We start from the raw sequence: 13543 nt of genomic DNA on the forward strand, positions 1-13543 counted from the left end.
TTCAAAATAAATTGCTTCCTCTCTAAGGACTTCAGCACATTAACGACGCCAAAACAAGAGCTTCGACAACAACTTAGGACTTCTGGCATTTTGTGGTTTCGCGGTGGGATTCGCTGGTAAGACCTTGCTGCTGGCCTGCTTCTCGACGGCTGTATTGAAGTATTTGAGTAAAGTCTTCTGTTCAACCGGCTTCCAAGAAATAATGGCCGTGGCAATGCAAAGGTAAATCGCTACCTGGGCCAGAATTTGCGCGAGTTGATCAGCGGTTAAGTCGCTGTCGCCCTCCAACATCGACGGGGCTACCAGCGGATTGCGACCATTCAAACTGGTTACCTCCAGGTCGCTAACTAAAGCCAAGAATTCTGCCATATCAGCCGATGCGGCTAAGAGCCTTTCCGCAGTATCGGTCAGTTCCTTAGGCGGCTCACCAACTCGCTGATAGAGTTGTGCGTCAGGATGACTGCCGTCGAGACCTGAATCAGTGCTATCGGCCCGCACAAAGGTGTCTTCCAAATTGTCATTACTCGCGATCGCGGCAAGTGCATCTCCCACCTGGCCATTAGGTGTCGAGGTTTGTGGGACACCCCCAACTTTGGCGGCCACAGTCGAACCGTTTTCAGATGGCGATTCCGAATTCACTGGCACCTGATTCGAACGAGACATCCCCCCTAGATTGACCAGATTTCTGCCGCCACCCGCATCGACCGTATCATCACCGCTACCAGCCAAAATAATGTCGTCGCCATCGCCAGTCGTAATATTGTCGTCCCCGCGACCAGTAATGACGACGTTGTCACCTCCAGTCACGCGCACAATGTCATCACTATCCCCAGTGGAAATAATGTCGTTCCCACTCCCGGTAAAGACGACATCTTCGTCGGCTCCAGTCACCACAACATTGTCACCATTACCCGCATTCACCCAGTTATTGCCATCACCAGCCAAGATGATGTCGATGCCATCGCCAGAACGGATAATGTCATCACCACTACCGGCGGTAATTCGGTTCCAGCCGTTGCCTGCGGTGATGATGTTATCGCCGTCACCGGCATCAATCACCCCAATACCATCGCCAGAAATAATCGTGTCATTGCCACTACCCGCATTGATGAAGTTGACGCCATCACCTGCAATCACCATATTGTTGCCATTCCCGGCGTCGATGTCGTTAAAGCCGTTGCCAGCCAAAATGACATCATCATCCTTGCCAGTGGTAATGGTGTTGGTACCGTCTCCTGCGACCACAGTGTTGTCGCCATCCCCAGCCGCGATGTCATTGGTGCCATCGCCCACCATGATCAAATCTTGACCGCTGCCTGCGGTGATGGTGTTTGTACCGTCACCGGCCGAAATGATGTTGTCGCCATCCCCAGCCGCGATGTCGTTAGTACCGTCACCGACAGCGATAAGGTCGGAACCGCTGCCTGCGGTGATGGTGTTTGTACCGTCACCGGCCGAAATAATGTTGTCACCGTCGCCAGCAGCGATGTCGTTGGTACCGTCACCGACGGTAATCAGGTCAACGCCACTACCAGCGGTAATCGTATTGATGCCAGAACCAGCGGTCACAGTGTTGTCACCATCACCCGCATGAATTTCGTTCTCCCCTTCACCGACGAAGATGAAGTCGGAACCGCTGCCAGCCGTAATGAGGTTCGTACCGTTGCCAGCGGTCACGGTATTGTCACCGTCCCCAGCAGCGATGTCGTTGGTACCGTCACCGACGGTAATCAAGTCAACGCCACTACCAGCGGTAATCATGTTGGTGCCAGAGCCAGCGGTCACAATGTTGTCACCATCACCCGCATGGATTTCGTTCTCCCCTTCACCAACGGAGATGAAGTCGGAACCGCTGCCAGCCGTAATGAGGTTCGTACCGTTGCCAGCGGTCACGGTATTGTCACCGTCCCCAGCAGCGATGTTGTTAGTCCCTTCACCCACAGTAATCAGGTCAGTGCCGCTACCCGTCGTGATGGTATTCGTGCCGTCACCTGCCGTTATGGTATTGTCGCCATCCCCGGCAGCAATGTCGTTGTTGCCGTCGCCCACGGTGATCAGGTCAGTACCGCTACCTGCGGTAATCGTATTGATGCCATCGCCTGCTGTGATGAGGTTGTCACCGTCGCCTGCGGTAATGTCGTTGATGCCATTGCCAACCTGGATTTGGTCAACACCACTGCCTGCCGTGATGAGGTTAGTGCCATCACCCACCGTGATGGTGTTGGTGCCATCCCCAGCGTGGATTTCGTTCTCTCCTTCACCAACGGTAATGAGGTCCTCGCCACTACCCGCCGTGATGGTGTTGGTGCCATCGCCCGCCGTGATGGTGTTGGTGCCATCGCCCACGTGAATTTCGTTGGTGCCGTCACCCACATTGATCAGGTCGGCACCGCTGCCTGCCGTGATGGTATTCGTGCCGTTGCCAGCAGTAACCGTATTGTCACCGTCGCCCACGTGAATTTCATTGATGCCATCGCCGACCTGGATTTGGTCAGTGCCGCTACCAGCGGTAATCGTGTTGGTCCCATCGCCCGCTGTAACCGTATTGTCACCGTCGCCCGCGTGAATTTCATTTTCCCCTGCACCTACGGTGATGAGGTCAGTGCCACTGCCCGCTGTGATGGTGTTGGTGCCGTCACCTGCCGTGATGGTGTTGTCGCCATCGCCTGCTGCGATTACGTTTGTGCCGTCGCCGACTTCAATCAGGTCAATGCCGCTACCAGCGGTAATGATATTGATACCGTCACCCGCCGTGATGGTGTTATCCCCGTCGCCCGCATGGATTTCGTTTTCCCCTTCACCCACATTGATCAGGTCGGCACCGCTGCCTGCCGTGATGGTATTGGTGCCATCGCCCGCTGTGATGGTGTTGTCGCCATCGCCTGCGTGGATGATGTCGATTCCATCACCGACCGTGATGATGTCATTGCCGTCACCGCCGTAGACTTCGTTATTACCTTCGCCCGCCGCCAGGGTGTCGTTGTCAGACCCTTGACCGGGAAGCAAGGTTTCGACGATGGTTTGCCAGGTCTGGTCAAAAAAGCGGCGGATACGGGCATTGCCACCCACGAGTTTGTCGTTGCTGGCTCCCGTGGCGATCGCATCATCGCCCGTGCCACCCACAACGGTGTTATCGCGGGCATCTTCCAGGTTGACGGTGTCACCCGCGCCAGTTTCAGGATTGATGGAGGCGATCGCCTGTCCCTGGGCATCCGTGGTAATTGCCGCATCGTCAGTAAAGACGGTATCGCTGCCAGTGCTGAGGGGCGTTTGAGTATTCTGCACCGTGTCGCTGTCTGCGCCCGTGATCACGAGATTTTCGCCGCCGCCGATGTTGACGGTATCGCTGCCGCCGCTGCCTGCAGTGCTCGTAGCAGTAATCACTTGACCATTTGTACCGATTGTCGCTGCCGCATCGTCGGTGAAGACCAAGTTGTCGCCGTCCAGCAGCGTAACAGTATCGTCGCCGCCTCCCGCAATCACGGTGTTGCTGCCGTTCGCGATGAAGATGGTGTCGTCAGCCGCTGTCGTGCTATCGCTGGTTACGTGAAGCTGACCGTTGGCGTCGGTTTGAATGGTGCCATCATCACCCAAGATCACCGCCTGGGTATTGACCGAGTGGGTGATTGCAAGTTGGTCAGCCCCGGCCCCACCGATAATGTCGAGATGCGACAAGTTCGCCACCGTAGCGGTGGAGGTATCGGCTCCTTCACCGAGGTCAGCGGCCAGCGCGCCATTTTGGGCGTTGACGGTCAGGGTGTCGTCACCCGTCTGCGTCTCGATGGTTAAGGTCGAGCCGTTGAGGTCTGCGGGTTGGTCACCGTCAGCAACGGTGATGTTGTCAGCCTGCACCCCGCCAGTAATGTTGGTGTCAGCGCTGATTGCCGTCACGTTCAACGTATTCTGCCCCTGACCGAGAATCAGGTCGAGAGTTTCTAAATCGCTGTATTGCAAGGAGTCCGTCATCCCGAAGCCGACCAAGGTATCGGCGCTGAGGTTGCCCGTGCGGTTTTGAGTGTCGCCAGAGTTATCGACCACTAGGGTGTCGTCGCCCGCGTCACCGCTGACGGCGAGTCGTGCCTGAATGTCAGTCAGGGTGCGAGCGTCGTTGTGGATACTCACGGTGTCGTTGTCCGTACCACCTGAAATGGTGGTATCAGTGGTAATTTTCTCAACTTCCACCTGATCGTTGCCCGCCTCAGTGCCGATGTAGACGCTACCGTTGCTGGTCTGGGAGGTCAGGTTAACGCGATCGCTCCCGTCCCCAGTGCGGAAGTCCAGCGGATTGTTGAAGCGGTTGGTGAGGGTGATGTCGTCGTCGCCCGCGCCAAGTTGCACCTCCATTTCGTCTACCCCGGTGTAGGTAAAGCGATCGTCCAGGCCAAAGCCGAAGACGTTGCTGTCGGTGAGTTCAACGGACTCCTGATAAGTCTTACCTGTTTCCTGGAAGTCGAGGCGCAGCAGGTCATGACCCGCGCCAGTGTTAACGTCGAGCTTGATCGCAAACTCGGCGTCTTTCACCGTGAAGCGATCGCTGCCGCTACCCAATCGCAAATCGACCGCATCAAAGCCTTCAAAGGCGAGACTGCCTGCCGTTTCAAAGCCCGTGATTTGCTGATTTTGCAGGGTCAGGTCAAAGGCATCGGTGACATCAGAGTAATCCAGTAACAGCGTGTTGGTGCCGTTGCCCGCATCGACCATCACCTCGGCGGTAATCTCCTCATCCACGCTGACGAGGTTGTTGCCATCGCCCAGCCAGATATTGAGGAATTCGATGGTGTCGTAGGCGATGTTGCCGCCCATGCCTGCGAGTCCGGTGATGGTAGTTTCGGTCACTGCCAGCGTGTTATCGGCGTCGTTGCCGCTGGCGTCGATGTTGAGGGTGTCGCCAAAGCCATGACCGTTGCCGTGGAGAATCAGGTCGGCCTGAATTTGGTTAACCGTTTGATCGGCATCGCCCAGGTTAATCTCGTCATTGCCTTCACCCATCCAGACTTCGGTTGTCGTGTTAGTGGCAACCAAATTCAAGATGTCGGCTCCGGCCCCAGCGTTGACGGTCTGGTGATGGCCGTTGAAACTCCCGTCCAGGTTCAGGATGTCATCGCCATCCCCGCTATTGATAACGATGAGATTGTGACTATTGAAGACACCGTTGAGGTTGAGGATGTCGTTGTCGTTGCCGCTCTCGACCACAATGTTGCCGCCGATGAATAGGCCGCTGAGGTCGAGTTGGCTACCGACCGGATCCTTTGAGGCGTTGCTGCCCTGGTTTTGATAGTCGCTGCGAAGCTCGATGTCGCCGCTGCCCGCGTTGACGATCGCGGTGCGATCAACCGTGATGTTATCCCCAGCTTCGAGGATGATGTTGCGATCGCGGGACGTAATATTCACGCCGCTGCCAATGGTGAGATGGTCGTAATCAGGATCAGCCGATTCGCCCGCCTTCAGCTTGACCGTGCCGCGAGCGGTAATGTCGCGGGCAATGGTCATGGGGCTGTGGGTTTCGAGTTGCACTGCGCCCTCGGCGGTGATGCCGTTGACGGTCATGCCGCCGTAGTTGCTCAAGTTGACTGAGTCGCCTGCCGTGACAACCAGGTCAGCGACGCTGGTTTCCAACAGGTTGGTGGCGGTGCCTAAACCGCCCTTGAGCAGGGCCGTCAGCGATTGGGCCACGAGGTCGGGGGTGCCGTCCATCGCGACGCCGTCGAGTCGGCCTGCGGTGATGTTGGCCGCACCGCCAAACTGGTTCTCTTGTAAGAGGACAGCCGCTTGAACTGCCTCTAGAGTCAACGCCCCGCCCGGAGCCTGTACGTTTGACAGGTTGATTGCGCTCAGCAGATTCCCCAACAGGGTGAGGTTGCCGTTGGCGATGCCGACCTGATCGAGGCTCAACTGGCCTGTACCCGTTGCCGTCAGCGCCAGGTTGCCGTCGGTGATATTGGTGGCTTGTAGGCTGCCGTTAGCGATCTCGATCGTGGTCTCGCCGCCAAAGGTCGCCTGATTCATGGCCAGGGTGGCTTGCTCAGCGGTCAGGGTCAGACTGCCGTCAGCGGTGAGGTTGGTGAGGTTCACCGCGCCTAGTTGAGCCCCCATGAGATTGACGGTGCCGTTCGCAATCTCGACCTGATCCATCGCGACGGTGCCCGTGCCCATTGCAGTCAGCGCCAGGTTGCCATCAGTGATATTGGTGGATTGCAGGTTGCCGTTGGCGATCGCGATCGTGGTCTCGCCACCAAAGATCGCGTTCGTCATCGCCAGGGTGGCTTGCTCAGCGGTTAACGCGAGGCCGCCATTGGCAGCGGTCACGTTGTTGACCGTGAGGTTGCCGATTTGCGGGGCAGTGAGGGTGACGGCACCGCCATCGACGGTGACTTGATCCCAGGTGACGTTGCCCGCCCCCGTGACGTTGAAGGTCAAGTTACCGTCGGCAACAGAACTGTTGCGGAACTCGATACTGTCAGCTTCATGAATCACCATGTCGCCGGTATTCACCAGGGTCGCGGTGAGCAGATCAGCGTTGGTGATCACATCCAGCTTCGACAGGGCTGAGAGGGTCAGGTTTTGGGCCGCAATTTCGCCGCTGCTGGTGAGTTCGCCGCCGATAAAGTTGCCGTCGGCGTCGAAGTAGCCCGTGGAGGCGATCGCTAGATGCGTGGCCTGACCGGGGCCCGCTTTCAAGTGCAGACTGCCACCACTGGAAATGGTGATGTCGGTGCCCTGGATGTCGGCAAAGTTGGTCAGGTTACTGAGGTCGCGCTGGGCTGACAGAACGAGCCGATCCGCGTCAAGGGCAAAGCCGTTTTCCGCTTCCTTCAGTTCACCCGCTGCCTGGGCGACCTGGATACCGCCTGCCAATTCTTCGACCAATTTGGACTTGAGGCCCAAGCTGTCAGGCGTGGCTACCTGGGTAAAGTTGATTTCCACCTCAGCATACTTGTCGGCATTGGTCGTCTTGAAGACCTCGTAATCGCCCTCGGTAGACGCCACCACCTTATAAGTGGGAACGGCGTCGGTGAGGTCGAGCACCGTGTAGAGGTATTCGCCAGCGGCATTCTGTCGGGTGTAAACGACGTCGCTGTCGGGGCGATCTTGGTAGTAATCGCGACCATCGTTGCCGGTGTAAACATAGCGCCCGCTCTGGCTCTCGCGATCCTGATAGCTCAGGGTGTTGAGCACCGGAGCCAGCACCAGGTCGGCCTTGGCGGTGTCGTCCAGTTCTTGCAAGGTGCCGCCGCTGTAGGCGTAGACGCGGTTGCTGGCGAGGTCGTTCACCTGGGGTTGCTCCAGGTAGTAGGTGGTGCCCGTGTTCACTTCGCGATAACGATAGCGACCCACCACATCCTGGGCTTCCACCAGATTGAGGCCCGCAATACTGGTCTGCTCCAGGGTGCCGCGCACATCGCGGTAATACTGCCCTTGAACGATGACTTCGCTGTCGTTGGGGTTCTTATCTTCACTCAGAGCCAGATAGTAGGCTTCGCCGCTGTTGAGGTCGATGTATTCGCGAAAGTTGAGGCGATCGCGCACCACGACCTGGTTGCCTCGCGCCACCAGATTGACGCTATCGAGTTGCAGCACCTCGCCCGTGATCGGGTTGCGGAAGGTGTTGGGCGAGACGATGATGCTACCGGAACCCAGTTCCAGATCCAGATCCTTCGTAGCGACGTTGGGCAGGGTGATGGAGCCTTGCAGGACGCCAGTTTCGCCATAGCCCAGGGTCATTTCGTCCGCTTCCAGGCGAATGCGGTCATCAACCACGAGTTGTCCGGTGCCGCGCAGGCTTAGCAAGTCGGCAGCGATGACCTGGACACCCCGTTGTGCGGGGGTAGTCGTGTCATCTTCGGCGATGGGATTGCCGCTGGCATCCAGGCGATCGCCGTCCGCATTGATGATGTAGCCCTCGTCGTCGAGCCAGTTGCCGTTGGCGTCGATGACGTTGCCGTCCGCATCTTTTCGCACATCAATCTTGATGCTTTCTGAACGGCTGCTAATGTCGATGATGCCGCCTCCGGCAGTCAGGTCAGCGGTGGTTTGGATGGTGCCGATGGAGTTGAGCAGCAGGTTGCCCGTGGTGGCTTCCAGGCGACCAATTTCGAGCGCCCGCTGGTGTTCCCGCAGCTCGTCTTCAAACCAGTTGTTGATTTGCAGATCGCCGCTGGCGGCCACGGCGGACTCAATGCGAGCCACATTGGTCTCTAGTGAAGTGATGGTTTGCCCCGACAGCGTTAGGATTTCGGCCCGCAGATCCACTTGCTCGTCGCCCAGATTGCGAGCGGCGATCGCCCCGCCCGCCGTCAGGGTCAGTTCGCCGTAATATTGGCCCGCATCCACCAGGTCGAAGGTGAGGTTGCCACCTGCCGCGAGGGTGATGGATTGTCCGGTTTCGCTGTCCGAAATTTGCTGCACCGTGCCCACCGACAGGTTGCCCGTAGTGGAGAGGGTGAAGTCACCGCCGCTAATCGCGCTGGTGACATCGGCGAGGTCGCCCTGATTGGCAATGCTGACCGCTCCGGCCCCGACACTCTTGACGTTCAGGGTAGTAAGGTCGGTGTTGAGTTGGGCATTCCCGGCGATAACCAGATTCAGGATCTCGGTGGTCACCCGACTGCTAGCAGCGCTGGTAATGTTGCCCTGCACATCGAGATCCACCTGATTGGCCTGCAACGTGCCATTGTTGGCGAAGTGTAGGTCGCCCAAGAGCAGATTCAGGGTGGCGGTGTTGTCGGCAGTGAGGCGGTTGACGGTGACATCGCCAAAGGCGGTCAGGGTCAGGTCGCCACCTGCTGCGGTGACTCCGGTAGAGACGCCAGCGTTTTCTAAGGTCAGGTCTAGTGCAGCGTTGGTGCTGCTGAGTACATCCAGGCTATCAGCCTGAATGCTGGCGCTGATGGTGTTCAGGGCACGGAGGGTGACATCGCTGCCGATGAGAATGCCGTCGGGGGTGCCGGTGGCATTGCCTGTGGTGTCGAAGGTGCGATCGCCGTAGGTGTCAATCGTGCCCGCGCGGGCGGTGACGTTCACCGTGTCGCCTTCCAGCCAGCTCCCAGCCAGGGTGATGTCCCCGGCGATGTTGCCCGCGGTGAGGGTGAGGGCGTTGGTGGCGGTCAGTTGAGCGATCGCATCTCCGGTGATGCTGCCCGTGCCGCTGGTGCCTGCGGTGACATCAATATCGCTGGCGTTGACGTGACCACCCAGGGCAATGTCCGTGGCGGCGGTGAAATCAACCGTGTCGCTAGTGGCGATGCCGCCGAAGTCCAGGCTGCTGCCAGAGGTGAGGGTGACCTGACCGTTTGTGTTCGTAGTGGTCAACTCGCTAGCGTCGCTGACGCTGATTTGCTGCGCCTGCACAGTAATGCCGCTCTGGGCGGTGAGGACAGCCGGAGCCGCCAGAGTTGCGCCATCGGGAGTTTGGCCTTGGATGGTGGCGCTGCCGAGGGCGTTAAGGGCGATCGTGCCGCGATCGCCCACGGTGCTGAGTTGGGCGCTGACGGTGACGTTGTTGCCACTGTCAATCTGGATGTTGCCAGCTTTGATCGAGTCACCGTTGAAGCCGCCAAAGGACTGCTCACCGCCCGTATTGCGAATCGTGCGCCAGAAGAGTTGATCTTCGGTGATGTTTTCGGTGCGATACAGGGTCTCGGTCTTGTAATCGACCACCTTCACCAGACCTTCCACAGTCTCGTAGCGAGGACGTTGACCAAAGATGTCCTGAGCGTTGCTGGCCCACTGATAATCCAGCGTCAAGCGCGTGTCGTAAATGCTGCTGTATTTAGACTCCCAGTTATAGCGATAGTCTCGGAAGGTCTCGTAGATATCTCCCACCTTCCGCCAGGAGGAATTGACGTTGATATCGTAGTAGGCCCGACCCCAGCCATCACCACCGGAGGCATAAATACTCGTACCGATACTGCTATGGGGAATTCTCCCAGAACGACTACTCGACCCGATAAAATCGTCGTCACTAGGGTCATCTTCCCAGACTTCCCATTCGACTCTGTAGCCAGCATCCCACCTTAGATTTGATCTTGATGATGTTTGTGAACCGTTAATGTAAGTTCGGAATTTGCCATAAGGCTCATCACCCCCCAATTCAGTATCTACGTCGAAGGATTCGCCCGTTTTTCGAATCGAGACATCAAAGAGTAGTTCTTGCTGTTCGCCTACCTGCACATTTTGCGTTCCCGCCGATGTCTGGCTGTTAATCAGGCGCGTCGTGTTGAAGAAACTGTCAGAGGCGGTCACTCGACGACTATTCAGGTCATTCCCATATCGAGAGGCTTCGCCATACCAGAGTGGCGTCTGACTATGGAAAACATCTTGACCATCGCTTTCTAAACGACCATCTTCGATGGAATAACGACGACGACCATTACTGTCGTAGCTGATCGCCCAGCGACTTTGCTCATTGTCATAGTCCAGTTCTCGATAATAAGTCTGGCTAGAAGCCGTGTGGCCGGACTTGATCTGGTCATAGAAAACCGTTGCTTGATCCCAATATTGGCCGACATGCTCTTGCCAGGTAGTGGCTTCACCCTGAGAAACTACCCGCAGCACGGCTTCGATATCTGCCGCCATGCCTTTGGGTACGCGAATGAACTTGTCGCCCCAGCCATCCACATTCACTTTGATGACTTCCGTCTCAACCGCGTCAGCTTTAACCGCGTAGTCATTGACTAAGTGCTCATTGTCTTCAATCGTCACGGTTTCAGAACTGATGGTCTCAATGAAGCTGTAGTTGCTGGCGTAGCCGAGAGCATTGGCTACAGCTTCCTTTTGGTCAGCGGTCAAGTCTTCAAACTTGTGATCGGCTGGAGGAGTACCTGCCGTCCCCCAATTGACACTAGCGGTGGTGTAGTCTTCGCCGTTGATGAAGCCCTGCTTATAGTCCTGTCCGCCCACAATCTGCTTGGTCTGAATGACTTCGCGTTGGGTCTCGGTATAGCCCAGTTGCGACAGCACCACTTGCTGCTGAGAGCCGGTGAGTTGAGCAAAGCTGTGGTCGGCGGCGGGCGTCCCGGCACTGCCCCAAGCAATGTCATCTATGGTGTAGTCCACCCCGTTCACTAGGGTGTCTTTCTCCGTCCCGTCGGTATGGACATAGAGGGTGAGTTCGACGGTTTCCTGCTCCACCGATTCCGTGACTTCCTCCAGCTTCCAGTAGATGGTGTTGGTGGTGGGGTTGCCGTTGAGGGTGCGGTTCACCTCGGCGTTGGTGAAGCTGTAGTCGTAGAGTTTTTCGTAACCGAGCGACTGAAGCACCCTGGCTTGCTGGTCGTTGTTGAGCTGATTGAAGCTATGGTCGGCACTGGGAGGTGTTACACCCGTCCAGTCAATGTCGGCCACGTTGTAGTCGGCCCGGTGGACGAACCATTCTTTGACTTCTCCAGTGGCGGCGTTGTAGTAAGCATCCTGGGTCAGCTTCACGTTCATGGTGAAGTTCTCGGTGCCGATGCGCACCTCGTCCAGCCCGGTCTGTTCCGTGGCGATGGTGTTGACGTAGGTGACGACCTCCACCTCGCGGGTGCCGTCTTCCACCTCGTAGGTGCCCGTGATGACCGGGACGGTGATGGCCTTCTGCGACAGAGAAGAGAAGCTCGAAGACTTGGTGCCGTCTTGCAGGGTCGCGCCCGCTTCCAGGTTCACGTCGCCGCCCGCCAGCAGAGTGACGGTGCCCTCGGCTTCCAGCAGTCCGGCCTGGCTGATGGTGATGGTACCGCCCGTGAGATCGGCGCGGGTGAGGTCGCCTAGCAGTTTGGCGTCATTCCAAGTCAGGTCAACCCCAGCACGAATGTCGATGTCGCCGCCCGCATCCAGCAGTCCAGTCACCTCAGCGGCATTCACTGCATTCAGCAAAATGTCGGCGTTGCTGCTCAGGAAGCCATCGACCCAGACATCCGTGGCGGTTACGTCAATCCGCTGGCCGGTATCCACCGCCGCCCGGGGTAGAGCGTACTCATGACGCAGAATCGAAACTTGTTCCGCTGCATCGAGGCTGACGGTGCTGCCCGCCTCAGTCGTCTTCAGCCAGCCTTCGCCCAGCAGGCTAATGTTCTGCCCGTCGAGGGTGATGTCGTCTTGAGCCCCCAGACGACTGTCGTAGACCGTGATGTTGCTGTCACTACTCACGTCAATCCGCTGAGTGGTGGCGGTGAAGGTGTCGCCTGCTGGGGTGAGTTTGCCAATGTTGCCTTGCAGGGAAACGTCACCCGTGGCCGACAGGTCAATGCGACCGTCCGCGCCCGTTTCAATCACGCCACCCTGAGTGCGGGTGAGATTCGCCGGATTCCCGGTGTAGGAGATCGGTGCTTCGCCTACTGCCAGCAGATTACCGCTCGCGTCCACATACTTGCCGTTGGCGTTCACCAAGTAGTTGGAATCGTTGACGTAGGTGCCGCTGCCGTCCGCGTAGCGCAGACCGTTGACGATGAGACCCAAGCCATTCGCATCACTGCCACCCGCCACGGTGACGGTGTTCTCTGCCCGCAGGGTGCCGTCCACCAGAATCAGGCCATCGCTGGTGAGGGTGACGGTGTCGGTGGTGTTGCCCGCCACGGAACCGATCGCCCCTTTCACATCGGCATCCCCGGTCAGGGTAATGTCGATCGCCTGCCCCGGTGCCTTGGTGGTGATGAAGCTGTCTTGGGACAGGCTGAGGTCAGTGGCATTGGTACCGCCGTTGACGGTGATATCCACGCCGCCCGTCGCCTGAATGGAGCCGCCCCGATTCACCCAGTTGCCGTTCTCATCGACGCCTTGCCCGCCGAGGAGGACGCGATCGCCCGCCTCCACCACCACGTTGGCATTCACGCCCGACCAGGTACCCGAGCCGTCATCTCCAGCTTGCAGGGAACCGATCAGCCGCAGGGTGTCGGCGTTCACTTGCAGGGTGCTGTTGGCGCTCTGGCTGGCGACTTTGACACCGGAGTTGATGGTCAACTCACCCGCCGCATCCAGGGTCAGACCGTCGAGAGCGTTGATGCTCGCCCCTTGCTGGGTCAGGGTGCCGTTTTCATCGACAATGCGCCCGAAGGTCATGGTGCCGTTAGCGTTGGTCTGGCGGATTTCCAGCGTCTCGCCTGCGCCTGTGACCTGGATTTGACCGTTGTAAACCTCGACCACGTTCCCGGCCTCGATGAGCACAGAGCCAGCGCTAGTGAGGTCGCCCGCTACGGTGGCGCGGTTAGCCGCGGTAAGGGTGACTTCCTTGGTGGTACTAATGCCGTCGGCCTGCCCCTGAGACAAGAAGCCCAGCATCTCGACATCGGCTCCGGAGAGGGTAATGTCGCCCTGGCTGACGATGCGGCCTGACTCGCGAGCCACGGTCAAGGTGCCGGTCGTGGAAGTGAGGGCGATCGCCTCCATGTTCGGGCTGTTTTCGCCAATAGTGCTGTCGATGTGGACATCGCCCACCCCGGTGATGGTTACCTGGCGAGCATCGATTTCGCTGGTGCCGAAGGTGTTGATGCGGTTAGAGGTCAGAATTACCTCGTCAGTGGCAGTGAGGCTGCCGTGCAGATCCAGTTGAGTGTCAGCGGACAGGTTA

Annotated in this window: 1 protein-coding gene (only partly in view); it reads right to left on the reverse strand. The window is 58.0% G+C overall.

Going from position 1 to position 13543, the window contains the following annotated elements; translation table 11 throughout:
- Positions 1-39: 39 nt before the first annotated feature.
- Positions 40-13543, reverse strand: the 3' portion of a protein-coding gene (locus DYY88_RS18305; protein ID WP_130199508.1) for a hypothetical protein. 19169 nt of this gene lie beyond the right edge of the window; 13504 of the gene's 32673 nt are visible here — the last part of the coding sequence; its start codon lies beyond the right edge, outside the window — the gene reads right to left on this strand; the stop codon is at positions 40-42.

It is taken from the genome of Leptolyngbya iicbica LK, assembly GCF_004212215.1.
GTDB lineage: Bacteria > Cyanobacteriota > Cyanobacteriia > Phormidesmidales > Phormidesmidaceae > Halomicronema > Halomicronema iicbica.